A 23,928-nucleotide genomic window follows, 5' to 3' on the forward strand; every position below is an offset into this window, starting at 1 on the left:
AGGCATGGTGAGCAGCACCCATGTTCGCGACCGGGGGCTGGACGGTGGGACTCAGGGAGACGGGCGTCCGAGACTGGGCGCGGCGGCGGGGCGTCAAACATGAGCGCCTGGAAGCCGTGCGGCCATTCGCCTCCGGACGGGTGCTGGACGCCGGACACGTGCGCGAGGCCCTGGAGGCGCTGCTCCGCCCTGGCGACCGGGTGGCCCTCGAAGGGGACAATCAGAAGCAGGCGGACTTCCTCGCCGAAGCGCTGGCCGGCTGCGATCCGGGCATGGTGCACGACCTGCATCTGCTGATCTCCTCCATCAGCCTGCGCGAGCATCTGGACGTGTTCGAGCGGGGCGTGGCCCGCCGCCTCGACTTCGCCTACGCGGGCCCGCAGAGCGTCCGCATGGCGCAGCTTCTCGCCGACGGCAAGGTCGAGGTGGGGGCGATCCACACCTACGTCGAGCTGTACGCGCGGATGTTCGTCGACCTCGCGCCGGACGTCGTACTGCTCTGCGCCGAGCAGGCGGACCGCGAGGGCAACCTGTACACCGGCGCCAACACCGAGGACACCCCGACCATCGCCGAGGCGGCGGCCTTCCACGACGGCGTGGTGCTGGTCCAGGTCAACGAAGTGGTGGACGAGGTCCCCCGGGTGGACATCCCCGGCGGCTGGGTGGACCTGGTCGTGCGGAGCCCCCGGCCGTTCGCGCTGGAGCCGCTGTTCACCCGCGACCCGCGCCACATCGGCCAGGTGGAGATCCTGATGGCCATGCTGGCGCTGCGCGGCATCTACGAGCGGCACTCGGTGACCACGCTGAACCACGGCATCGGCTACGACACCGCCGCGATCGAGCTCATCCTGCCGACCTACGGTGAGGAGCTCGGCCTGCGCGGCAAGATCTGCAAGCACTGGACGCTCAACCCGCATCCGACGCTCATCCCCGCCATCGAGAGCGGCTGGGTGGAATCGGTGCACTGCTTCGGCGGGGAACCCGGCACCGAACGCTACGTGGCCGCCCGCCCCGACGTCTTCTTCACCGGCGCCGACGGCTCGCTGCGGTCGAACAGAGTGCTCTGCCAGCTCGCGGGCCAGTACGCCGTCGACCTGTTCATCGGTTCGTCACTCCAGATCGACGCCTGCGCGAACTCCTCGACGGTCACCGAGGGGCGCCTGGCCGGTTTCGGCGGAGCGCCCAACATGGGACACGATCCGCACGGCCGCAGGCACGCCTCGCCCGCGTGGCTGAGCCTGCTGACCGGTGAAGCCCCCGCGCTCCGAGGACGCAAGCTCGTCGCGCAGGTCACCCAGACCTTCCGTTCCGGCGGCACTCCGGCGTTCGTCGAGTCCCTGGACGCCGTCCTGGTCGGCGAGGAGACGGGCATGCCCATACCCCCGATCATGATCTACGGCGACGACATCAGCCACGTGGTCACCGAAGAGGGGGTGGCCTACCTCTTCAAGGCCACCAGCATGGCCGAACGGCGCGAGGCGGTCGCGGCCGTCGCGGGCGCCACCCCGGTCGGCCGCGACATGGACGAGCGGCGCGTGGAGGAGCTGCGCCGCGACGGCCTGGTCGCCCTGCCCGAAGACCTCGGGGTCGACGTCCGCAAGGCGCAACGACGCCTGCTGGCGGCGCGCAGCGTCGAGGATCTCGTCGCCTGGTCGGGCGGCCTCTACGATCCACCGGCCCGGTTCCGGACCTGGTGAGGGCCGATGTCCACGACGCGCGAGCGGAGTCCGGCACGAGCACCGAGGCCCTCGGCGGACGTGCTCGCCAACCTGGCCGTCCGAGCGCTGTGCGAGGAGGCGCGGTTGAGCCCCAAGCCAGGCCTGGTCGACGGGCGCGGCGCCGGCGCGCACGGGGACATGGACCTGGCGCTCCTGCTGGCCTCCGCCGAGGCGCTGCGGCCCGCGTTCCGGTCGCTCGCCGACGCGGCCCGGCGGACGGCAACCGGCGCCGGACCTCGCGGGGAACTCGACCTGCGCGAGGAACTCCAACGCCGCCGGGGACTCGGGCCGCGCGACGAGTACGAACCTCGACGGCTGCTCGTGCTTCGCGAGGAACTGGGACGGATCGGCCGCGCGGGTGAGGCGGCCATGTCACGGGTCACCGGAGGGGTGAACACGCACCGCGGCGCGCTGTGGACCCTCGGACTGCTGGTCGCCGCCGCCGCCATCGGCGCCGCCACCGACCGCGAGGCCGCTCGCGTGGCGGCGCGGCTCGCCGGCCTTCCCGACCGGAACGTCCCGGCGGGGGCGATCTCCCATGGCGAGCGGGCGCGGCGCCGGTACGGGGTGAGCGGGGCGCGCGGCCAGGCCGTGGCGGCCTTTCCGCACGTCATCGGCGTCGCGCTCCCGCGGCTACGCCTGGCCGGAGCGGCCGGGCTCCAGCAGGACGCGGCCCGGTTGGACGCCCTGCTGGCGGTGATGAGCCTGCTGGAGGACACCTGCGTCCTGTACCGGGGAGGGCGGGAGGGGCTGCGCGTCGTGCGGTCGGGCGCCGAGCGCGTCCTGGCCGAGGGCGGCGCCGGTACGCGGCGTGGACGTGACGCGCTCCTGGAACTGGACGAGCGGCTCACCGCCCGGCGGCTGTCGCCCGGCGGTAGCGCCGATCTGCTGGCCGCGGCTTTCTTCCTCCACTCTGTCCCGTGGCCGTCGCCCGCCGACGCACGGCCGTGCCGACGTCAAGGGAGGCGTCCCGCATGCAGACGCTGAACTACGAGTTCCCCGCCGATCGGGAGCCCGCCCGGCGGGCGCACGTCGGGGTGGTGGGGTCGGGGGATCTGGAGATCCTCATGACCCCGGAGGCGTCCGGCGGCGCTCGCGTACGCGTGCGCACCAGCGTCGACGGGTTCGACACGGTGTGGCGCACCGTGCTGGAGCGGTTCTTCGCGCGTCACCGTGTCGCCGGAAGCTTCGAGCTCAACGACTTCGGGGCGACGCCGGGCGTGGTCACCCTGCGCCTGCGGCAGGTGATCCAGGAGGGCGGCATATGACCTCTGGGCCGCTCCCTGGACAGCCGCCCCCCGACCAGCCGCCCCCGGACCCGGCGGCCACGGACCCGGCGGCCACGGACCGGGTGGTGCCGCTCGCCCGCGACAGCTTCATCGAGTTGCACGCCCGGGCGCGCGCCACCGCGCTGCTCGACGACGGCACCGCCCGCGAGCTGTGCGGCCCCTTCGACCGCATCGAGTCCCCCTGGCTGGCGGCCCAGGAGGTGGTCCCGCAGTCCGACGACGGCGTCGTGGTGGTCAAGGGGGAACTCGGCCGGCGACCGGTGGTCGTGGTCGCCATCGAGCAGGCGTTCCAGGGCGGCGGCATCGGAGAGGTCTCCGGGGCCAAGATCACCGCCGCGCTGTCCCTGGCCGCCCAGGACAATCGGCACGGCGTCCCGACCGCCGCGATACTGCTGCTGGAGACCGGCGGGGTACGCCTCCAGGAGGCGAACCTCGGCCTGGCCACGGTCGCCGAGGTGTGCTCGGCGGTCCTGGAACTGCGGGCGCTGAGCCCCGTCATCGGCGTCATCGCAGGAGCGCTGGGCTGTTTCGGCGGCATGAGCATCGCCGCCGCGCTCTGCACCGAGCTGATCATGACGAGGGAGGGGCGTCTCGGGCTCAACGGTCCCGAAGTGATCGAGTCCGAGGCGGGCGTCGCCGAGTTCGACGCCTCGGACCACACGCTGATCTGGTCGATCCATGGTGGCACGCAGCGCACCGCGACCGGTCTGGCGAACGTGCTCGTATCCGACGACGTGGCGGAGGTGCGATCCGCCGTACGCGAGGCCCTGGGACGCGGCGTGCCGGACGAGCACCGCTCCCAGCGAATCGGCGAGCTGCGAGCGCTCCTGGAGGCCGTCGACCCGGCGCACCCTCCGGACCCGGCCGACCTGCCCGCCCTACGGGTTAACGCCGCACCTGTCGGCAGCGCCGTACGGACGAACGCCGCACCCGGCGAACCGGCAGTACCGGCCAACACCGCACCCGGCGAATCCGCGGTGCCCGCGAACGCCGCACCTGGGGAAAGCGCAGTACCCGCGAACGCCGCACCCGGGGAAGGGGGGCGCCCGATGAGGACGAGGGACGCGGCGCCGGCGTCGCGGGGACTGGCCTGGATACGCGCGCTGGCCGGAGGGGAAGTGGGGTCCGTGGTCCCGTCTGTGGTGACGGCGGACATGAGCCTCGGGAACGATTCGGCCCGCCTGCTCGCCGTCGTGCCCGACCCGGGCAGCCCCTACCACCGTGCCCGTGCGGGCGAGGTCGGGCTCCGCGAGGGGCCGGCGCTCGCCGAGGCGGTGACCGAGGTCGTCACCACGGACGCCGGGCTGCCCGAGGAGCGACGCCGTCCCATCGTCGCGGTCGTCGACGTCCCCAGTCAGGCGTACGGACGGGTCGAGGAACTGCTGGGCATCCACCACGCGCTGGCCACCGCCGTGGACGCCTACGCCTCGGCCCGCACCGCCGGGCATCCCGTGATCGCGCTCATCGTCGGAACGGCGCTGTCCGGCGGATTCCTCGCCCACGGTTCGCAGGCCGGCCGGATGCTGGCGCTGGATGACCCGAAGGTGGTGATCCACGCCATGCACGAACAGGCCGCCGCGCGGGTGACCCGGCGGACCGTCGCCGAGCTGGAGGAACTGGCCCAGCGCATCCCTCCGCTGTCCTACGACGTCGCCGACTGGGCGAAGCTCGGCCTGTGCGACGAACTGCTGGACGTCGGCGATGCCGACGAGCCGACCGGCGAGGACGTGGGGCGGGTGCGGGCCGCGCTGACCGCGGTCGTCGGCCGAGCCCGCCACGGACCTCGCGACCTGAGCGACCGCCTCACCTCACCCGCCGCCCTGCGCACCCGGGCCGCCTCACGCCGCATCCACGAAGCGCTCACGGCCCAGTGGCGATGACCGGGCGACAACGGTGGCGCCCGCACGACCTGGTGCGGATCACCGACATCGCGGAGATCGCTGACGCGCTGCCTGACTGGTCCCGCGCCGCGCTCCAAGACGCACCGTTCAATCCGAACCAGCCCGCATTGCCCGTCCGACCCCGGCTGGAAGAGGCGCTGCCGGAGTGGGCCTCGGCCTCGCTGGCCGTCTGCCCTTGGGGCGTCGTGCGGCGGGCGCCGCATCCGTCCGGCCTCATCCCGATCGGCGTACGCGGCCCCGGCCGGTGGCAGCGTCATGCCGTCCTTGTCCCCTCCCACGCGGTCACCCGCACCGTGTCGCCCGAGGACCTGCGGGCTCGGCGCCCCGCCGATCGCCGGCTCGCCGTCACCCTGTCCGCCGTCGCCTCACTGCTCGCAGACGAACCGGGAGGACGACCCGGAGACGGCGGCCTGGTGTGGGGGCCCACCGGAGCGGTCGGCTTCGAACTGGCCACCGGGCACGTCGTCACCCATTCCGGAAGCGACCTGGACCTGCTGGTCCGAACCCCGAACCGGCTGGATCGGGCGTGGGCCGCGCGCCTGGAGACCGCCTTCGCCGCCCTGCCCGCCCGGGTGGACTGCCAGTTGGACACTCCCCTCGGCGGGATCGCCCTCGCCGACTGGGCACGCCCGGACGGCCCGGTCATGGTGCGAACCGACCACGGCCCGGAACTGGTGGACGACCCCTGGGCGCTCGCATGACCGCCGGCCACCCGCCCCGCCCACGATCCGGCGGCACGGCCTCTCCCAACCCCGCGCCTGATCCGGCGTCCGTCGCCGTGAAGCGGCCGTTCCCATGGACGGCCGACCGTCTCAGGGTCGCGTACCTGTATCCGGGCCAGGGGACCCAGCGACCGGGGATGCTCCATGACCTGCCCGATCACCCGGCCGTCATAGCGACCCTCGCCGAGGCGGAGCGGATCCTGCCCGGGTCGCGGCAGGACTCCGCACCCGCGTTGCGGTCCACCGTCACCACGCAGGTCGCCCTGTGCGTCGCCGGGGTCGCCGTGACCCGGGCACTCGCCGCGGAGGGCGCGACTCCGGACGTCGTGGCCGGGCACTCGGCGGGCGCGTTCGCCGCCGCCGTCGCCGCCGGGGCCCTCACCTTCGCCGAGGCGCTCATCGCCGTGCGCCACCGCGGCGAACTGATGCGCGACGCCTATCCGTGCGGGTATGGCATGGCGGCCGTACTCGGGTTGGGCGTCGCGCAGGTGCGGCGCGTGGTCGCGTCGGCCGCCACCGACGCGGACCCCCTCTACGTCGCCGTCATCGACACCGACCAGATGGTCGTGGTCTCCGGTGGCCTCCGCGCGCTGGAGCGCCTGTCCGCCGAGTCGTCCCGCGCCGGCGCCCGCCGCGTCCAGCGTCTCGACATCGGCGTGCCCTCACACTGCCCACTCCTCGGCCATGTCGCCGAGGTCATGGCCGACCATCTGGCCGCGATCCCCCGGCGCCGGCTCACGGTCCCGTTCATCGGCGGCGCGGGCCGGCTGCTCCGCGACACCGACACCGTCCTTGCCGACCTCGCCCACGGCATCGCCACGACGGTGAGATGGCGTGACGCGAACGCGCTGCTCGGCGAACTCGGCACGGCATTGTTCATCCAGACACCGCCGGGGCACGTCCTGGCCGGCTTCGCACGGGCCGCGCATCCATACGCCCGCTGCGTCACCCTTTCCGACACCCCCATCCCCGAGGCCGCCCTGCTCAGCCACCGCGTCCATATCGGCACGTGAGCCCGCCACGAGCGGCCTTTTCTGGCGTCGATGCCCTCCCCGGACGTGCGCCTCCGCATAGAGGACAGAGCCGTGTCCGGCGGCGGTCAGAGCGATGAAATCTGTGTCTGTCGAGACTCAACAGGCGTGTCTTCTCAAAGTGGTTGAAACAGTCAATAATGGCAGCGCGGTAGTAATCATCTGCACCTCGACGTCCAGGAGGTACCAGTGAGAACGACCCTTCGTGCCCTCAGGCCGGCGCTCGGCGTGACAATCGGGCTGGCGCTGACGGTGTCCGGCGCCTTACCGGCCTCGGCGACGACGGCGGCCACGGACGCCGCCACGAAGACCGCCGCGAGTTCCTCCTCGGTCGCCACGACGGCGACGTGGGAACTGCGCGACATTGGGCAAAGCATCTGCGTCACGTCGCAATACGGTCACCCCGGCACGTACTTCTTGGTTCCGGTCTACGGCACCTGGTCGACGACCCTCACGACCGGACTGCGGAACCTGCCCCCCGGTTCGACCAGCGTCGGCGGCACACCGATCCTGCCCGGATCGGAGTACGACTCGACGATACGCGGATTCGTCCAGCTGACGGTGGCGCCGACCCCCGTCGGAACCTACACCGCAGAGGTGTGGGCCTCGGACGGGACGGTGACCCAGGCCGTGCCCGCCATCATCAACGTCCGCGAGAGCTGCTGAAAGCCGGAGAGCACGGCGGTCTCGGTCGACAGAGCCCAGGGTGACGGCGGTCTGCCGTCACCCTTCGCAACGAAGAGGGTGGGTCACGGGGTCCAGGCCGGGTCGCGGCCGATGAGGCCGAGGAGGCGGGCGAAGGGCGGGGCGTCGTCCGGTACGGCCACCGGGGGGCCGAAGGCGCCGCGTTGCCTGCCCATCTCGACCATCTGGTCGCTGAAGCGCTTCGCCCGCGCGACGGCCTCGGCGTCCGGTTCGTACTCCTGGCCAGTGGCTGTGGCCAGGTCCCAACCATGCACGACCATGTCGACGAGCCACAGTTCGGGCAGCGTGGCCATCGGCAGGCCCATGTCGCTGGTGCCCTCCCACGCCTCGGGCTTCGACCAGGCGGCCAGCATGCGCTCCGCCCGTTCGGGGAAGTCGCCGGCGTACGGGCCCTGCACGGTTCTCGGCCCCTTGCGCGCCAGCGACTCGAACATCTCCGCCACCCACTCGATGTGGCTGATCAGGTCCTTGACGTCGAACTTCTCGCATGGCGTCGGGAGGCCGAGCTGCTCGTCCCGTACTCCGCGCACCAAGTTCGCGGTCTGTTCGGTGGCACGCCTCATCACCGGCATCATGTCGTCCATGGCTGCCATCCTGCCGCGCTCCCCCGAGGCGCGGCTTGTAGAAACGCGACAGCGCGGCTGGGTGAACCCGTACGCGGGGCTCGCCGCGTTCGACTTCGCCCGCCAGACGCCGTCATCCGACATCTCGGCCTATGTGGACCACTTCTGGGTGGTGACCTGGACCGGCCTCGCGGAGCCGTACGAGCAGCGCATCGTCTCCCACCCGACCGTCAACATGACGATCACCCGGGACTTCCACCGGATCGCAGGGGTCATCAAGGGCGGGTTCTCCTACACGATGCGAGGCGACGGTCGCGTGCTCGGCGTCCGTTTCCGGCCCGGCGGCTTCCGTCCGTTCCTCGACGGCCCGGTGTCCCAGCTGACCGGCCGTTTCGTGGAGATCGGAGAGATGTACGGCCCGGCCGGCGCAGCTTTGGTCGAGGACGTCCTGGCCGAGCGCGACACCGCGGCCGCCATCGCACTCATCGAGACCTTCCTGTCGAGCCTCAAGCCGGTGCGGGATCCCGTCGCCGAGGAGGTCGCGGCGCTGGTGGGCATGGTGGAGAGCGACGTGTCCGTGACCAGGGTGGACGAGCTGGCCACCAGATCAGGACGGTCGGTCCGCTCGCTCCAGCGGCTGTTCCGGGACTATGTCGGCATCGGCCCCAAGTGGGTCATCCGCCGCTTCCGGTTGCACGAGGCCGCCGAGCGCATCAACGACGGCCTGGACCTCGCCACGCTGGCCGTCGAACTCGGATACACCGACCAGGCCCACCTGACCCGCGACTTCACCGCCGCCGTCGGCATGCCCCCTGCCGCCTACGCCCGGCTCATCAACCGGCCCTGACCCATGCCACCGGTTCCACCCGCCGCACGCCACCGTCTCGCCGAGTGGTCGCCCCCTGCCCCGCGGCGCGGTGCACGACGTCTCCGGCTTCGATGAGGGCCGGACGTGTCGGTCGGGCATGCCGCCACGCTGCGCGCCGCTTTGCCGTCCCTCATATACGAGCATATGCTCTTATCGCAGTACACAGGCACCCGGCCCGGAACGGCCGTGTCCTGTGCCCGCGCTTGGGCGCACTGTCGCGTCACACCACGCGGCGTCCTGTGGGTACGACCCTCCGCCGACTCGGCGGCGGGTCCGCCGTTCCTTCACGCGGCATGGCATGCCTGACCACACCCGCACTCAGATGCGGTCACCGACAAGGAGATCGACCGATGGTCGCCAGTGACCTTGTACTCATCGCCGGGGCCGGCGGCGTGGGCCGTATGGTCCTCGACCGGTTGCGCGCACAAGATGTGCCGGTGCGGGCGATGGTCCGCCGCGACGATGATCGTGCCGCCGAGATGCGCGGGCTCGGCGCGGAGGTCGTCGTCGGCGATCTGACCCGGCCCGAGACCGTGGCGGCCGCGCTGGAGGGCGTGGGGCGGATGTACTTCGCGATGCCCGTGTCGCCGGACCACCTGCTGGCGGCGACCGTGGTGGCCACCGTGGCGAGAGAGCACGGTGCACTCAGCGGCCTGGTGGGGCTGTCCCAGATGACGGTGTCGCAGATGACCGCGACCAGCACCGCGGAGTCGCACCAGCAACGGCTGCACTGGCTGGCGGAGCAGGTGCTGAACTGGTCGGGCCTGCCGGTCGTGCACCTCCGTCCGACGTCGTTCCTGGACAACCCGCTGTTCACCACGCTGGCGGCGCGGTCGATCCGGGCGAGCGGCACCATCGAACTGCCGTTCGGCACTGGGCGCACCTCTCCGATCGCGGCGGAGGACGTCGCGCGGGCGGCCGCCACCGTACTGCGCGACCCGGCCCCGCACATCGGGCACGTCTACGAGCTGACCGGGCCCCGCGCGGTGGACATGAACGAGATGGCCGAGGAGTTCTCGCGGGCGTTGGGACGTCCGGTCTCCTACGTCGACGTTCCTTTGGACCGGTGGCGGGCCGAGGTGCTCGCGAAGGCGGGCCTGCCGCCGCACACCGAACAGCACATCGCCACCATGGCCAGGCTGCACCGGGAGAACCGCTACGACCGCACGTCCGGCGACCTCGAACGCGTGACCGGCGCGCCCGCCCAGACGATCGAGGCCTTCGTGACCGCCCGGAGGGACTTCTACCTGGGCTGACACCGCCCGAGCGACCGCGCCACGGGCCTACAGGGCTCGTGGCCGGGGACTCGTGGCCGCGGGGGTACGTGGCCGCGGGAACCGGCTGCTCTGGGTGGCGTTCCCAGAGCCGCGCCTCACTCGGCCCAGGGCTGGAAGCCGGTGTGGAGGACGGCTCCGAGGGAGGCGCGCAGCCGGGCCGCCTCGCCGGTTCCGAAGGTCTCCTCGAACCGGGCCTGCACGTCCCGCCACAGAGGCAGCGCGGCCTCCAGCCGGGAGAGCCCCTCAGGTGTGATCGTGACGACCCGCGCACGACGGTCCGACGGCGACGACTCGACGGCCACCAGCCCCTCCCGGACGAGTGGCTTGAGGTTCGAGGCCAGCGTCGTGCGGTCCATGGCGATCATTTCGGCCAGCCCGGTGATCGTCGTCTCGCCGTGGACGCTGAGCTTCTGCAGGATGCTGAACTGCGTCGCGCGGAGACCGGCCGAGGCCAGGGCCTTGTCATAGGTCGCGCCGAGATAGCGGGCCGCCTTGCGCAATGCCAGGTTGTTGCACGAGTCGTAGTGCTTCGCCGGCGCGGGATCCATCGTGTCCTCCAGAGCTTCTCCGTCCAGGATAAGAGCACATGCTCCCAATTGCGGCGCCGCGCGCCCACGACCGCCCGGGGCGCCGGTTCGCGGAACCGAACCCAAAGCGTCGCTGGAGTGCTAGGTACCGATGATCTCGTCGCGCGGAAGCGCCGCGAGAGTGCGTAGTCCACGGAGAAAGGCGTCGCGGTCCTGCTCGGGAAGCCGGGCCAGGAGGCGTTCCTCGTTACGCCGGATGGCGGCCTGCGCGGCGTCGCGTACGCGGCGGCCCTCAGCGGTCACCGACAGCAGGCGGGCGCGCCGGTCGCCGGGGTCGGGAGTGCGCTCGATGAGTCCTGCTCGCTGGAGGCGGTCCAGCACTCCGATGATGCGCGTCTTGTCGGCGCCGATGGACTCGGCGAGCGCGGCCTGGGTGCGCAGCGGCCGCTCACCGAGGGCCAGCAGGACGGAGTACTCCCACATGGACAGGCCGTGCTCGCGCAGGACGGGCAGCTCGGCGTCGATCAGCGCCCGGGTCAGTGGGCTCATCATCGCAGCCAGGTCGGGGCGGTCGGGCACGCCAGCACTATACGGGTTGACAGATAATATGCCTACGTAGACCATAAGCACTTGCATACTATCTACTAGTGCTTACGAATCACTCGAAGGAGAGCCGTCATGGACATACGTGAGCTCGATCGGCGCGCGGTGCGCGCGAGCGTCGACGTGGTGGCCGCGGTGACCCCCGCCGACCTGCGCCGCCCGACCCCGTGCGCCGGCTGGGCGCTGTCCGACCTGCTCGCCCACATGACCGCCCAGCACCACGGCTTCGCCGCCGCGGCCGAGGGGAACGGCGACGACCTGACCGCCTGGAAGGTCCACCCGGCCGGCGAAGACGCCGTCCCCCGCTACGCCGAGGCGGCCGAGCGGGTGATCGCCGCCTTCGCCGGCGAGGACGTGCCGGGCCGCACGTTCTCGCTGCCCGAATTCGGGCCGGACGCGCGTTTCCCCGCCGCTATGGCCATGTCGTTCCACTTCATCGACTACGTGGTGCACGCCTGGGACGTCGCCCGCACCCTCGGCAGGCCGTTCACCCCCGAGCCGGACCTGGTGGAGGCCGCCTGGCCCATCGCCCTGGCCGTCCCCAACGGGAAGGAGCGCCTGGCCCCGGGCGCCGCGTTCACCCCCGCCCTGCCCGCGCCGGCGGACGCGTCCCGCTTCCACCAGATCCTCGCCCTGCTCGGCCGCACCCCAAGCTGAAACCCCGAGGGGCTTCCTGAAGTGCCCTGGGGATCGAGCCGGAAATGTCGTCGACGGAGGGTACGGTCGGAGCTCGACATCTATCCGACCTGGGAAGATCCTCCCTCCGTCACGATCCAGGAGCCTACTGTGACCTCAGTTCTCAACCCTTACATCAGCTTCACCGGCCAGGCGCGGGAGGCCATGGAGTTCTACAAGAGCGTCTTCGGCGGCACCCTGACGCTGAACACCTTCGGCGAGCCGATCGCGCAGCACGGCGGCGACCCTGACCAGATCATGCACGCCATGCTGAGGACCGACAGCGGCTTCACGCTCATGGCCTCCGACACCCCGCCCGGGATGCCGCACAACCCGGGGGACAACATCTCGATCAGCCTCAGCGGAGACGACGCCGAGGACCTGCGCGCCTACTGGAAGGCGCTCAGCGACGGCGGCACCGTGACCGTTCCCCTCGAAAAGCAGGTGTGGGGCGACGAGTTCGGCGCCTGCGTGGACCGGTTCGGCATCTCCTGGATGGTCGACATCGTCGCACCTCAAGCCTGATCCATCCACACCGCGAGCCTCGGCCGACGCCGGGGAGGACCGCGCCGGCGAGACCGCGGCCCTCGCCGGCGCCATCCGAGGCCGTGCGCCCGGCGGCACCGTCCGGTCCGCAGCCCACACGACACGGGTGAGACGTCAGGCGGTCAGGCGGTCAGGCGGTCAGGCGGTCAGGCGGTCAGGCGAAGACGGTGCCCGTCTCGGTCCCCTGACCGTCTCCGGCCGGCCCACAGCGGACATCGGACGACCTCGCCGTCGGCGCATAGGACCGCTCAGGTTCAGAGCGCTGCTCTCTGCGCGTGGCGGTGCTCTGGTACAGTCGACGGGGTGAACGCCAGCCGCACCGCCCGTGAGCGGGTCAGAGCCGAGCTGATCGGCGAGATCAAGCAGGTCGCGCGGCGTCAGCTCGCCGAGCAGGGGGCAGCGGGGCTGTCGCTGCGCGCCGTCGCCCGAGAGCTGGGCATGGTGTCCTCGGCCATCTACCGCTACTTCCCGAGCCGCGACGACCTGCTCACCGCGCTCATCATCGAGGCGTTCGACGCGGTCGGCGCGGCCGTCGAGGAGGCCGAGGCCGCCTGCCCCCGCGACCGCCACCTCGATCGATGGATGGCCTCCTGCCGGGCCGTGCGCACCTGGGCTCTGGCCCACCCGCACGAGTACGCGCTCATCCACGGCTCCCCCGTGCCCGGCTACGTGGCCCCGGAGGACACCGCGGTGGCCGCCGCGCGCGACGGCATCGTCATGGCGCGCATCCTGCGCGACGCCCACGAGGCGGGCGAGCTGTCCCCGTTGCCGGGCCTGCCGCCCGCCCCCGCGTCCTTCGCCTCCGACGCGCAGGGGCTTCGCGAGGCTCTGTTCGTCGATCTGTCCGACGACGTCATCGCGCGCGCGCTCGCCGCCTGGACCTCCATCTACGGCTACGTCAGCTTCGAGCTGTACGGCATGTACAGAAACGTCATCGAAGGCGACCGCGCCGCCGCCTTCGACCACACCGCCCTCACCCAGGCCCACATCATGGGCCTGGCCCCGGCACCGAACTGACCCCCGCCGGGAGCCGGAACCACGCGGCCACGGAAGCACGTAGTAGAGGGGAGCGGATGCGGACGGCCGCGCGATGGATGACGCCCACTCGCCGGTCGGCCGAGACACACCGGATGCGATCACCGTCGTCACCTGACCGGACGCGAGAGCCATCGTGACCTTGTAAGGTTCCCGGCCTTTGGAACGATGTACGGGTGAGCGGCCCACGGCCGGCACGCCACCTGGGGGGTCGGGTGCCGTACCGCGCGTCCGACGGTTCCCGGGAGGTCTCCTGTGCACATCCGATTACCGGTACCACGCAAGGCGGCCTCACGGCGTCCAGGCCGGTCGCGCGTCGCCCTCGCCGTCGCCACGCTCGTCCTGGCGGTCGCGCCGGCCTGTTCGTCCCCGGCCGACGATCTGTCCTTTCCCGACGACCTGACGACCTCCGAGGGGCACGGCGGCGCCGGCGGCTCGCAGGAACGTTCCAGCCCCGGGAATGGGCCGGCCACCAAGAACGACGGCTCAGGCGGTGGGCTGGGCAACGGCTCGGGGTCCGGTTCCGGGTCAGGTTCGGGTTCGGGATCCGGTTCCGGCTCGAGGCCGACGTCCGGATCCGGCAACGGGGGTGGCGGACGGCAGCCGCTGAAGTGGGTGCCCTTCGGCCCTGCCGATCCTCAGAGCCCGCTGAACCCGGTCAAGAAGTACGGCTCGCTGTATCGGCATGACTGCGCGTCCCTCCTCGGCGACGAAGAGAGCCGGCCGAGTTTCTTCAGCCTGTTCGAGAGCGCGGCCGAGGTGTGCACCGCGCTGACCGGCAACGCCGCCGAGCACTGGGAGGCGGCGCGGCGCAAGTACCAGGACCACCTCGGCGCGGAGCCCAGTGACAGCGCTCCCCCGTGTCTGGTCCAGGCCGTGCGGCGGTTCATCTCCGCGGCGCTGGCCGCCCACGACGCCGAGCCCTCGACCGCTCCCCCGGTGGTACGCGGCAGCGGCCAGGCGTGTCCCTTCGGCGTCACGTCCATCGAGGCCGACTCGGACGCGGAGGACCCGGAGGCGCACACGCTGCTGATCCACGGCACCGGTCTGTGGGTCAAGGACTCCAGGGTCACGGTGAACGGCGAACCGCTCAGCGCGGGGTACCTGTCCGGGCCCGACGGACGCGCCTGGGACGGGTACCTGACGGTCGACCTGCGGGCCGCCGCCCAGGCATCGCAGCTGAAGGTCTGCGTCGTCAACGACAACGCCCAAAGCTGCAAGACCTTCCCCAACCCCACGCCGGCCGGGCCATCGCCCGAGGCGTCGGACTCGCCCTCCACCGACGACACCGGCGCGGACCCGTCCCCGTCGGCGGAGGCCACCTCCGAGGCATCCCCCATGGACGACGCCGGCTCCGACCCGCCACCTTCGGACGAGACGACGGACCAGACGGCCTCCGACCCGCCCGCCTCGGATGAAACCGCCTCGGACACGGTCGCCGGACCGTGAGGAGATCGCGCCGTTCCGCGAACCGCGGGATCCCGCTCGCGCCCGCCCGCCCGATCGTCCGCCCGAGCCGGCCACCCGCCGGGGCCTCCCCTGCTCCGGCGCCCCCGGACACACCTGCCACCGCGCCGGAGACCCCCGCCACCGCGCCCTCCACCGCTCCGGCCGAGGAGGGACGCGTCGGCCAGGTGCTCAAGACCACGGCGGAGTTCCTGCCGCCGGTCACCGTCGCCACCGCGCTGCTGTTCTACTTCGGCTGGGCGCGCAGCGAGGTCCAGGCGCAGGAACTCGGCATCGACACCACCTCGCTGGACATGTCCGTCCAGGAGTACATGATGCGGAGCATCTCCTCGCTGTACCTGCCGCTGGGAGTGGGGGCGGCGGTGCTCCTGGCGGGCATCCACCTGCACCATCGCACCGTGACGATGGCGGCCGTGCGGGAGCGGCGGCCACGGCTGCGGGTCTGGGCCCGTCTGCTGTCGTCCGGCTGGCTGGTGGTGCCGCTCGCCGCCCTGCTGGTCGAGTGGGCGGTCCCGCAGCTGCACGACCTGGTGTTCCCCTTGGGCGTCGCGCTCGGCGTCCTGCTCACGACGTACGCCGCCCGCCTGCGCGCCCTGCTGGCCCGTGAGGACGGCCGTCCGCGCGCCACGGCGCCGAACTCGGCGCTGCATACCGCGCTGGTCGGCGTGATGGTCGTCGTCGCCCTGTTCTGGGAGGTGTCGGCGTACGCCGGCGTGGTCGGGCGCGGGCTGGCGGACCGGGTGGCGGGTAACCTCGGCAACCGCATCTCAGTCACCATCTACAGCCCCAAGGACCTGCAGATCCACGCGCCCGGCGTCAAGGTCACGGCGTTCGACGGCGAGAACTCGGCCTACGGGTTCTGCTACACGGGCCTGCGCCTGCTCCAGAGGTCCGGCGGCAAGTACTTCTTGCTCCCCGACGGCTGGACCCCGGCCGACCGCAAGGTGATCGCGATCGCCGACGACGCCGCCCTCCGCGTCGAGTTCGGCCGCGCCGCCCCCGGCGTCCCCGCCCACTGCTGACCGAGGCCGGCGGACACCCTCACGGGCAAGAGCGCGGCTGACCCCCAGGCACCGCATCTGGCCGGTGTCCTCGACATTTACGCAGGCCTGGGGTCACTGCATCTTCCTGGTGTAAGGGCCGTGAGAGTGGTTCGCCCCGAGTTATCGGGAGAAGCGTTTCACCGGCTCGCCTGTGAGGCGGCCGGGGGGTAGGCGGCGGCCGCAGATGGCGAGGAGGAGGTCCTGGGCCAGACCCCGGACCGGTTCTCCTGTGCCGTGGCTCCAGGCGAGGTCGGTCGCCCGCAGGCTGACGCCTGTGAGGTCGGTTCCGAAGAACGCGATGTTCTTCGGCCGCATCCCGGCCAGCACCATGGCGACTCGTTCCGGCGGGACCCGGCGGTCGAGGCCGAGGCCCACGGTGATGTCCAGCCCGTGGATGACGTCGTGCGCGAGCGCTCCGGCGGCGCCGCCGCCGGGGGGCGTCCACGGGTGGGTGACGTTGGCCCGCAGCGAGGCGAGCAGCGCCTCCGACGGCAGTTCGGCGGCGTCGCGGCGCGCGCAGCGGTCGGCCATGCGGTTGAAGTTCCCGCGCGCCTTGAGCAACTCCACCATCGTCCTGCCGAGTGAGGCGCGGAAGGGCATCGTCGTGTGGGCGACGACCTCGCGTACCCTCCAGCCGTCGCACAACGTGGGCGCGTCCCACTGTTCCGGTCGCAGAGCGGCGAGCAGGTCGGCCTGTTCGCGACGTTCCGCCGCCACCGCGTCCCGAACGCTGTCTTCGGTCATCACGATCTCCTATCCATGCAGGTGCGCACTGTCCGGCGCATGCGTTCGTGGTCGGTTCCAGTGGGGGTACGAGAGCGGCGCCGGAAAGTCATCGGTACGGCCCGCGCGATGTGTCGGTGACGGCGCATATGGTCGGGGGATGGTGGAGACGCTGACCGGCGCAGACTCCCGTCTTGAGCCGTTCCGGGCCGAACTGACCGGCTACTGCTACCGGCTGCTCGGCTCCGGCTTCGAGGCCGAGGACGCCGTGCAGGAGACGCTGCTGCGTGCCTGGCGGTCGTTCGGCCGCTATGACGAGCAGCGGGCCTCGCTGCGCACCTGGCTCTACAGCATCGCCACCAACGTCTGCCTCGACATGCTGCGCAGCCCGCAACGCCGGGCGCTGGCGATGGATCTCAGCCCGGTGGGGACACCCGGGCCGAACGTCGGTGCGCCGGCGCCGGAGCGGCTCTTCGTCCAGCCCGTTCCGGACGCGTCGGTGCTGCCGGCGGACGGCGATCCGCAGGAGCTGGCCGTGCAGCGTGAGACGATCCGCCTGGCCTTCGTCGCCGCGCTGCAGCACCTGCCGCCCCGGCAGAGAGTGGTGCTGATCCTGCGCGAGGTGTTGCGATGGAAGACCGAGGAGGTCGCGACCCTGCTGGATACCACCGCCGCGTCGGTGACCAGCGCGTTGCAGCGGGCGCGGTCGACGCTGAAGGCGATCGACGTCGTGTCCGGCGAGCCCTTCCGCCCGTCCGACCCCGCTCAGCGTGAGCTGCTCACCCGCTATTGCACGGCGTTCGAGCGCCATGACGTCACCGCGCTCGTCGCCCTGCTACGCGAGGACGCGACGATGTCGATGCCTCCCTTCACCTGGTGGCTCCGCGGCCGCGACCAGATCAGGCGGGCGTTGCTGGACCCGGACGCGTCCTGCGCGGGGGCGCGCCTCATCCCGGTCGCGGCGAACGGCTCGCCGGCCTTCTGGCAGACCAGGCCTGGTACCGACGGTGCGCACGTCCCCTTCGCCCTGGTCCTGCTCGACGTGTCCGAGGGCCTGGTCAGCGGCATCACCACCTACCTGGACGCCGCCCGCCTGACCCGCCTCTTCGGCGACCCGGTCACGGCCGTGCCGGCGCCCACGGGGAGCCCGCTCGCCATCAGGTGATGGCCGCTTCCCACAGTGCGCTCACCGGCATGGCGCGCATGCGCTCGCCGAAGGGCAGCGAGCTCAGCATTCCACAGAGGACGGCCTGCTGACATGTTGGACGGCACCACTGTGACACGATCGTCGCAGTTTGCCTGACGCATCCGTCGCATCTTCGCTGACACGTCGGTCGCTCTCGTGCGGGAACAATGGTCGCCGGGCGATGACGGTGCGGGACAGGATGCCCGCGGTCAGCGGGCCGAGGATCGGCCGTGTTGGGGGTGGGGGTGTGACTTCCGGGGGGTGAACTGCGAGAGGTCGTGGATGCGCAGGGCCTTTTCAATGTCGGTGACCCGGTGGACCACGGCGGTGAAGCCGCGCTGCCCGAACCGGCGGTGCTCCTCGGCCTCGAAGACCTCACCCAGGCGGGCGAACTCCCTGGCGGGCGTCACCTTGCGGAAGACGGGGAAGACCACAGTGTCCTCCCGGGCCTCGTGAGGCTCGTACATGCGGATGAAGGCGGCCATGTCGGAGACCAAGGCATGGCGCTGGTGGGCCGAGAGCCTGGAATGGTGGGTGGCGGCCAGGATGCGGGCGGTCACCTCGCGTCCGCGCCTGTGCTGCTGACACAGAACGGCGACCGTGTGGCGGAGTCTGCCGGCTTCGCGGAGATGCGGGAAGACGTACTTCTCTTCCAGGTACTCGTGGTAGCGCTCGATGAAGTCGCGGATGATCCGGGCCGCGGCGTGCAACTGCTGGGCGGGCACCTGCTCGCCGCGCTGGATCCGCCGGATCCCCTCCCGGTACACCAGCAGGACCCTCTTCAGCACCCCGTGCTCACGCATGAGGTCCTCCGGAGGCGTCACCCCCGGCTTGTGCCCGTGGGCCTGCGACGGGGACGCCGCCGCGAGCGCCGGGATGTCGGCTCCGGGAAAGACGGCGAGGGGCACCGCGCCGGCCAGGGCGACGGTGGACAGGCCCAGCAGGTCACGACGGCTCACCGCCAGCGAGTGATGATCTTCCACAATATCTCCGTTTTGCCCGGTTCTCAGGTTTCACCGCACGCACCTGCGTGTGATCGGAAAGTCCCCGGTCCCGCCGAGCCCCACGCCGACACGTGGGTAAATGCTTGATCCGCGGCATTGCCTCCGGCTCCTCCCGTCTCGCGCCATGTGGCCTCGCGGCCATGACCGGATACGGCTTGCGCCGGGTGAGCGGCGCGGCGTGCGTGATCGGGCGGCAGGCGTCCTGAGCTGGTCCGATATCCATCGGCGGATGGATTCGGCATCGATCTCGATATTGGACGACAGCGGAACAGGTCTGCTTTGCTCGCGGTTCCGATCCGATCTGCGAGTGAGGATGAGAATGCGAAAGTTCGGGGTGCGCCGGTTCGTCGGGACGACGGCGGGCGCAGGTGTTCTGGCGGTCTCGGTCATGGCAGGCGTCAGCGGGTACGGGACCGGCACGGCCGCCGCGGCGACGGCGGTGCTGACGCCGTCGGCCCGCGCGGACGCGGCCGGCAATGTGTCCCCGGCCGAGGCGCGACGGAAGCTACGCGAGCTGGAGAAGGCGTCCGACGTGCGCATCGGCGCGTACGTGGTCGACACCGCGACCGGGAAGGCGTTCGGCTACCGGTCCGGCGAGCGCTTCCCGCTGCTCTCCACCTTCAAGGCGATGGCCTGCGCCGCCGTGCTGAAGAAGGCGCGCACGTCGGACCCGGGCCTGATGAACCGGGTCGTCCACTGGACGAAGGAGGAGCTGAAGGACAACTCGCCGGAGACCGAGAAGCACGTGGACGACGGGATGACCGTCTCCGAACTGTGCCGGGCGGCGATCATCTACAGCGACAACACCGCGGGCAACATGATCCTCAAGCAGATCGGCGGGCCGAAGGGCCTGACGCGGTACTTCCGCACGTTGAAGGACCCGGTCTCCCGGCTGGACCGCTGGGAGACCGAGCTGAACCTGTGGAGCCCCAAGGAGCGGCGGGACACGACCACGCCGGTGTCCATCGCCCGCGACCTGCGCAGGGTGGCGGTGGGCTCCGCGCTCGACGACCGGGACGAGGCGCGGCTGAACGCCTGGCTGCTGGCGAACACGACCGGCGGGGAGCGCATCCGCGCCGGCCTCCCCAAGAATTGGATCATCGGCGACAAGACGGGCAGCACCGGCACCTACGGGGGCGCCAACGACATCGCCGTGATCCGCACCTCGCCGTCGGCCGCGCCGCTCGTCATGGCGATCTACACCAACGCCAGGGCCGCCCAGGCGACCTACAACAGCAAGGTCGTCGCCGACACCGCCACCATCCTCGCCCGCACCCTCGGCAAGCTCCCCTGACCGGGTAACGGAACCGAGGGATCCAGATTAGGGCCTTGGGCTTGTTCGGGGGGTGGGTGGGCGGGCGGGTTGCCGTGGCGCTGCGCGGGACTGGGTGCGGCGGTAGTGGGAGGGGGAGACGCCGTAGCGGTCGAGGAACGCTTGGCGGAGGGACTCGGCGGTGCCCAGGCCGCAGCGACCGGCCACGGCGGCCATGGGCAGGGTGGTGGAGGTCAGCAGGTGGGCCGCGGCCTCCACGCGGGCCTGCCGCACGAACCTGCCCGGCGGCTGCCCCAGGTGCCGCAGGAACAGCCGGGTCAGATGACGCTCGCTCACGCCCGCGTGGGCGGCGAGCGTCGCGACGGCCAGGTCGGCGGAAAGGTGGGCGGTGATGTGGTCGACCACCTTTCTGACCAGGCCGTCGGAGGGGGGCGCCGGGGCGGTGAACACGCTCATCTGCGCCTGGTTGCCCGGGCGTTGCAGGTAGGTGACGAGCTGCCGGGCCACGACGCGCGCCAGCTCGGGGCCGTTGTCCTCCTCGATGAGGGCGAGCGTCAGGTCCAGGGCGCTGGTCACGCCGGCGGAGGTGTAGACGTTGCCGTCCCGGATGAAGATGGGATCGGCGTCCACGCGGACCTCCGGATGGGCGGCGGCCAGCTCGGCCGCCCAGCGCCAGTGGGTCGTGGTCCGGCGGCCGTTCAGGAGCCCGGCGGCGGCCAGGATCCACGTTCCGGTGCACACCGACGCCACCCGCCGGCTCTCCGCCGCGAGCCGCCGGACGTGCCCGAGGATCAGCCGGTTGCCCGCGGCGTCCTGGCTGCCGCTCCCGCCGGACACGAGCAGCGTGTCGATCGGGCCGGTGATGCGTTCGAGTATCTCGCCTGGCTGCAGCGTCACGGTCGGGCCGCAGTCGATGGGCCGCGCGCCCGGGGTGGCCAGGCGGACCTTGTAGTAGGGGGCCGCGCCGTACCAGTTGGCGCATTCGAGGGCCGCCACGACGCAGGCGATGTCGAGCAACTCGGCGGCGTCGTAGCCGACGATCACGAAGTCTCGCGCGTCCATCCCCCGACTGTAGGCCGGAAGGACCGGATGCCCAAGATTCCGGACCTCACCGTCGGCGTCCCTTGGGCGCGGCGCGCCCGGCTCACATAGTCGGACCATGACGCAGACAACGACGACATCGACCTCCGCGGACGCGCGCGGCGGATGGCTCCGGTTCACCCTGCACTACGTCGAGATGATCATCGCGATGGCCGCCGGAATGGCCGTCCTGGGATTCCTGCGGTCGGCGGCGGGGCTGGACGTCTCCCACACTCGGCACCCCGACCTCGGCTACCTGCTGATGGCCTTCGACATGTCGGTCGGCATGGCCGTGTGGATGCGGATGCGCCGCCACTCCTGGCGGCACACGCTGGAGATGTGCGCGGCGATGTTCGCCCCGGCCGTCCCGCTGTTCCCGCTGCTCTGGCTGGGCGTGATCGACGGCGGCGCCCTCATGGTGCTCGCGCACCTGGCCATGCTCCCGTTGATGCTCGGCGTGATGCTCCTGCACCGCTCCGCGCACACCTGAGACTCCCGGCGGACGCGGCAGGCGGAGCCGACACGGTGTTGGTCAGCGGAGCGTACGCGCAGGCGGGGCTGCGGGGTGGACGCGTAGGCGGGGTGCGAGGCCCCGTCCGGCGGACACTGTCGGACGGGGGTCCCGTCCGGCGGATCGACCGCCGGACGGGCCCGCGGCGCGTCAGCGTCAGCGCAGGGCGCGGTTGACGGCGCTGAGGATGGCCTTGAGGGAGGCGGTGACGGTGTTGCCGTCGACGCCGACGCCCCACAGGACGCGGTCGCCCATCTGGCACTCGACGTAGGCGGCGGCCCGGGCGTCGGAGCCCGCGCTCATCGCGTGCTCGGTGTAGTCCAGGACGCGGACCTCGACCCCGATGCGGCCGAGGGCGTCGACGAAGGCGGAGATGGGGCCGTTGCCGACGCCCTCCACCTCGCGGATCTCGTCGCCGACGCGGATGTCGGCGCTGATGGCGTCCTTCTCGTCGACCTGGGAGACGTTGCGGTGGGCGAGCAGCCCGTAGCGCCCCCACGGCTTGGTGGCGTTGGGCAGGAACTCGTCGCTGAAGACCTCCCACATCTGCGCCGGGGTGACCTCGCCGCCCTCGTCGTCGGTGTGGGACTGGATGACGCCGGAGAACTCGATCTGCAGGCGGCGCGGCAGGTCGAAGCCGTGCTCGGCCTTCATGATGTAGGCGACGCCGCCCTTGCCGGACTGGCTGTTGACCCGGATGACCGCCTCGTAGGACCGGCCGACGTCCTTGGGGTCGATCGGCAGGTAGGGGACGGCCCAGGCGAAGTCGTCGACCGGAACCCCTGCGGCCACGGCGTCGCGCTCGAGGGCCTCCAGGCCCTTCTTGATCGCGTCCTGGTGGGAGCCGGAGAAGGCCGTGTAGACCAGCTCGCCGCCGTAGGGGTGGCGGGGGTGGACCGGGAGCTGGTTGCAGTATTCGACGACGCGGCGGATCTCGTCGATGTCGCCGAAGTCGATCTGCGGGTCGATGCCCTGGGAGAACAGGTTCAGGCCCAGGGTGACCAGGCAGACGTTGCCGGTGCGCTCGCCGTTGCCGAACAGGCAGCCCTCGATGCGGTCGGCGCCGGCCTGGTAGCCCAGCTCGGCGGCGGCGACGGCCGTGCCGCGGTCGTTGTGCGGGTGCAGGGACAGGACGATCGAGTCGCGGTAGGCCAGGTTGCGGTGCATCCACTCGATCTGGTCGGCGTAGACGTTGGGGGTGGCCATCTCGACGGTGGCCGGCAGGTTGATGATGACCTTGCGGTCGGGGGTGGGCTGCCAGACGTCGTTGACGGCGTCGCAGACCTCCTTGGCGTACTCCAGCTCGGTGCCGGTGAAGGACTCCGGCGAGTACTGGAAGTAGATCTCGGTGTCGCCCATGGTCTCGGCGAGCTTCTTGCACAGCTTGGCGCCCTCGACCGCGATGGCCGTGATGCCGTCCTTGTCCTGGCCGAACACGACGCGACGCTGCAGCGTGGAGGTGGAGTTGTACAGGTGGACGATGGCCTGCTTCGCGCCGTGCAGCGACTCGAAGGTGCGCTCGATCAGCTCGGGACGGGCCTGGGTCAGCACCTGGATGACCACGTCGTCGGGGACGCGGCCCTCCTCGATGATCTGCCGGACGAAGTCGAAGTCGGTCTGCGAGGCGGCGGGGAACCCGACCTCGATCTCCTTGTAGCCCATGCGGACCAGCAGGTCGAACATCTGCAGCTTGCGGTGGGAGTCCATCGGGTCGATCAGCGCCTGATTACCGTCGCGCAGGTCGACCGCGCACCATTGGGGGGCCCGGTCGATGACCTTGTCGGGCCAGGTGCGGTCGGTGAGGCGTACGGGCGTGAAGGACTGGTAGCGCTTGACGGGCATGGCGCTGGACTGCTGCTGGGGATACATGCGTGCTCCTGGTCGTGTCGGAACCGGGGCGGCACACGTCAGGACACAACGCCTGAACTGGTCTGAAACCTCAGAAAGTGGTCGCCACCGGGGTGAACCCTCATAGCGGCCGACGCGCATGGCTCGCTCCGCGGCGAGGGAGCCGGCCTCTTACAGGCCCTCGCCGCGGCAGCTAAGAAGCAGCCCGCGCAGCATACGAACGACGGTAGCAGACCCCGCCCCATCCCCGTAACACGATCACCCGATCAGGGGCCCCAAGGGGTCATAGCCCTCTCGGCTCCGAGAGAGTTTCAGCTCGTCAAGTCGCCCACG

Annotated in this window: 24 protein-coding genes; 17 read left to right on the forward strand and 7 right to left on the reverse strand. The window is 71.4% G+C overall.

What is annotated here, in order from left to right; genetic code table 11:
• Positions 1-20: 20 nt before the first annotated feature.
• The 7 genes from mdcA to ACFQSB_RS01085 all read left to right on the forward strand — a co-directional run bounded on the left by mdcA (position 21) and on the right by ACFQSB_RS01085 (position 7,327).
• Positions 21-1,697: a malonate decarboxylase subunit alpha gene (gene mdcA / locus ACFQSB_RS01055; protein ID WP_380823781.1), complete on the forward strand. Its 1,677-nt coding sequence runs from the start codon at positions 21-23 to the stop codon at positions 1,695-1,697.
• A gap of 6 nt (positions 1,698-1,703) precedes the next feature.
• Complete coding sequence (locus ACFQSB_RS01060; RefSeq protein ID WP_380823782.1) at positions 1,704-2,705, forward strand: triphosphoribosyl-dephospho-CoA synthase; 1,002 nt, start codon at positions 1,704-1,706, stop codon at positions 2,703-2,705.
• Positions 2,693-2,986 (forward strand): malonate decarboxylase subunit delta, encoded by a 294-nt coding sequence (locus ACFQSB_RS01065; RefSeq protein ID WP_354834869.1) that lies wholly within the window; start codon positions 2,693-2,695, stop codon positions 2,984-2,986. The genes ACFQSB_RS01060 and ACFQSB_RS01065 overlap by 13 nt, the downstream gene beginning before the upstream one ends.
• Positions 2,983-4,887, forward strand: a complete 1,905-nt coding sequence (locus tag ACFQSB_RS01070; RefSeq protein WP_380823783.1) for a biotin-independent malonate decarboxylase subunit beta — start codon at positions 2,983-2,985, stop codon at positions 4,885-4,887. The genes ACFQSB_RS01065 and ACFQSB_RS01070 overlap by 4 nt, the downstream gene beginning before the upstream one ends.
• Positions 4,884-5,609, forward strand: coding sequence for a malonate decarboxylase holo-ACP synthase (locus tag ACFQSB_RS01075; protein WP_380823784.1), 726 nt, complete (start codon positions 4,884-4,886; stop codon positions 5,607-5,609). The genes ACFQSB_RS01070 and ACFQSB_RS01075 overlap by 4 nt, the downstream gene beginning before the upstream one ends.
• Positions 5,606-6,643, forward strand: coding sequence for an acyltransferase domain-containing protein (locus tag ACFQSB_RS01080; protein WP_380823785.1), 1,038 nt, complete (start codon positions 5,606-5,608; stop codon positions 6,641-6,643). Before ACFQSB_RS01075 ends, ACFQSB_RS01080 begins: the two co-directional genes overlap by 4 nt.
• 207 nt (positions 6,644-6,850) lie before the next feature.
• The gene (locus ACFQSB_RS01085) at positions 6,851-7,327 is read left to right on the forward strand and encodes a DUF5980 family protein (RefSeq protein ID WP_380823786.1); all 477 of its coding nucleotides are present in this window, start codon (positions 6,851-6,853) and stop codon (positions 7,325-7,327) included.
• An 83-nt stretch (positions 7,328-7,410) separates the two neighbouring features.
• On the opposite strand, the gene ACFQSB_RS01090 is transcribed toward ACFQSB_RS01085, so the two are convergent.
• Positions 7,411-7,950: a TIGR03086 family metal-binding protein gene (locus tag ACFQSB_RS01090; protein ID WP_380823787.1), complete on the reverse strand. Its 540-nt coding sequence runs from the start codon at positions 7,948-7,950 to the stop codon at positions 7,411-7,413.
• Here ACFQSB_RS01090 and ACFQSB_RS01095 point away from each other — a divergent pair.
• Both ACFQSB_RS01095 and ACFQSB_RS01100 read left to right on the forward strand, forming a co-directional pair.
• Positions 7,949-8,776, forward strand: coding sequence for a DUF6597 domain-containing transcriptional factor (locus tag ACFQSB_RS01095; protein WP_380823788.1), 828 nt, complete (start codon positions 7,949-7,951; stop codon positions 8,774-8,776). The genes ACFQSB_RS01090 and ACFQSB_RS01095 overlap by 2 nt on opposite strands.
• 371 nt (positions 8,777-9,147) lie before the next feature.
• Complete coding sequence (locus ACFQSB_RS01100; protein ID WP_380823789.1) at positions 9,148-10,053, forward strand: NAD(P)H-binding protein; 906 nt, start codon at positions 9,148-9,150, stop codon at positions 10,051-10,053.
• Between the two features lie 116 nt (positions 10,054-10,169).
• On the opposite strand, the gene ACFQSB_RS01105 is transcribed toward ACFQSB_RS01100, so the two are convergent.
• Both ACFQSB_RS01105 and ACFQSB_RS01110 read right to left on the reverse strand, forming a co-directional pair.
• On the reverse strand, positions 10,170-10,622 hold the full coding sequence (locus ACFQSB_RS01105; protein ID WP_380823790.1) for a MarR family winged helix-turn-helix transcriptional regulator: 453 nt from the start codon (positions 10,620-10,622) through the stop codon (positions 10,170-10,172).
• A 120-nt stretch (positions 10,623-10,742) separates the two neighbouring features.
• A complete protein-coding gene (locus ACFQSB_RS01110) occupies positions 10,743-11,180 on the reverse strand; it encodes a MarR family winged helix-turn-helix transcriptional regulator (RefSeq protein ID WP_354915199.1) in 438 nt (145 codons plus the stop codon).
• Between the two features lie 99 nt (positions 11,181-11,279).
• Here ACFQSB_RS01110 and ACFQSB_RS01115 point away from each other — a divergent pair, with 99 nt between their 5' ends.
• The 5 genes from ACFQSB_RS01115 (at position 11,280) to ACFQSB_RS01135 (ending at position 15,949) form a co-directional block, all read left to right on the forward strand.
• Positions 11,280-11,861 (forward strand): TIGR03086 family metal-binding protein, encoded by a 582-nt coding sequence (locus ACFQSB_RS01115; protein WP_380823791.1) that lies wholly within the window; start codon positions 11,280-11,282, stop codon positions 11,859-11,861.
• Positions 11,862-11,990: 129 nt separating this feature from the next.
• Positions 11,991-12,404 (forward strand): VOC family protein, encoded by a 414-nt coding sequence (locus ACFQSB_RS01120; protein WP_380823792.1) that lies wholly within the window; start codon positions 11,991-11,993, stop codon positions 12,402-12,404.
• Positions 12,405-12,728: 324 nt separating this feature from the next.
• Entirely contained in the window at positions 12,729-13,442 is a 714-nt protein-coding gene (locus ACFQSB_RS01125; protein WP_380823793.1) for a TetR/AcrR family transcriptional regulator, read from the forward strand.
• Positions 13,443-14,075: 633 nt separating this feature from the next.
• Positions 14,076-14,909, forward strand: a complete 834-nt coding sequence (locus ACFQSB_RS01130; RefSeq protein WP_380823794.1) for a hypothetical protein — start codon at positions 14,076-14,078, stop codon at positions 14,907-14,909.
• The gene (locus ACFQSB_RS01135; protein WP_380823795.1) at positions 14,906-15,949 is read left to right on the forward strand and encodes a hypothetical protein; all 1,044 of its coding nucleotides are present in this window, start codon (positions 14,906-14,908) and stop codon (positions 15,947-15,949) included. Before ACFQSB_RS01130 ends, ACFQSB_RS01135 begins: the two co-directional genes overlap by 4 nt.
• A gap of 141 nt (positions 15,950-16,090) precedes the next feature.
• Here the strand turns inward: ACFQSB_RS01135 and ACFQSB_RS01140 are convergent, their stop codons facing one another.
• Positions 16,091-16,714, reverse strand: a complete 624-nt coding sequence (locus tag ACFQSB_RS01140; protein ID WP_380823796.1) for a maleylpyruvate isomerase family mycothiol-dependent enzyme — start codon at positions 16,712-16,714, stop codon at positions 16,091-16,093.
• A 139-nt stretch (positions 16,715-16,853) separates the two neighbouring features.
• On the opposite strand from ACFQSB_RS01140, the gene ACFQSB_RS01145 reads away from it, so the two are divergent.
• Entirely contained in the window at positions 16,854-17,858 is a 1,005-nt protein-coding gene (locus ACFQSB_RS01145) for a sigma-70 family RNA polymerase sigma factor (RefSeq protein ID WP_380823797.1), read from the forward strand.
• 230 nt (positions 17,859-18,088) lie between these two features.
• Here the strand turns inward: ACFQSB_RS01145 and ACFQSB_RS01150 are convergent, their stop codons facing one another.
• Complete coding sequence (locus ACFQSB_RS01150; RefSeq protein ID WP_380823798.1) at positions 18,089-18,862, reverse strand: hemerythrin domain-containing protein; 774 nt, start codon at positions 18,860-18,862, stop codon at positions 18,089-18,091.
• 340 nt (positions 18,863-19,202) lie between these two features.
• On the opposite strand from ACFQSB_RS01150, the gene bla reads away from it, so the two are divergent.
• On the forward strand, positions 19,203-20,177 hold the full coding sequence (gene bla / locus ACFQSB_RS01155) for a class A beta-lactamase (protein ID WP_380823799.1): 975 nt from the start codon (positions 19,203-19,205) through the stop codon (positions 20,175-20,177).
• Positions 20,178-20,204: 27 nt separating this feature from the next.
• Here the strand turns inward: bla and ACFQSB_RS01160 are convergent, their stop codons facing one another.
• Positions 20,205-21,218 carry a GlxA family transcriptional regulator gene (locus ACFQSB_RS01160; protein ID WP_380823800.1) on the reverse strand — a complete coding sequence of 338 codons (1,014 nt, stop codon included), beginning with the start codon at positions 21,216-21,218 and terminating at the stop codon, positions 20,205-20,207.
• Between the two features lie 97 nt (positions 21,219-21,315).
• Here ACFQSB_RS01160 and ACFQSB_RS01165 point away from each other — a divergent pair, with 97 nt between their 5' ends.
• The gene (locus ACFQSB_RS01165; protein ID WP_380823801.1) at positions 21,316-21,726 is read left to right on the forward strand and encodes a hypothetical protein; all 411 of its coding nucleotides are present in this window, start codon (positions 21,316-21,318) and stop codon (positions 21,724-21,726) included.
• 177 nt (positions 21,727-21,903) lie between these two features.
• Here the strand turns inward: ACFQSB_RS01165 and leuA are convergent, their stop codons facing one another.
• Positions 21,904-23,616: a 2-isopropylmalate synthase gene (leuA, locus tag ACFQSB_RS01170; protein WP_380823802.1), complete on the reverse strand. Its 1,713-nt coding sequence runs from the start codon at positions 23,614-23,616 to the stop codon at positions 21,904-21,906.
• Positions 23,617-23,928 lie beyond the last annotated feature (312 nt).

It is taken from the genome of Sphaerisporangium rhizosphaerae (assembly GCF_042665155.1).
Lineage (GTDB): Bacteria > Actinomycetota > Actinomycetes > Streptosporangiales > Streptosporangiaceae > Sphaerisporangium > Sphaerisporangium rhizosphaerae.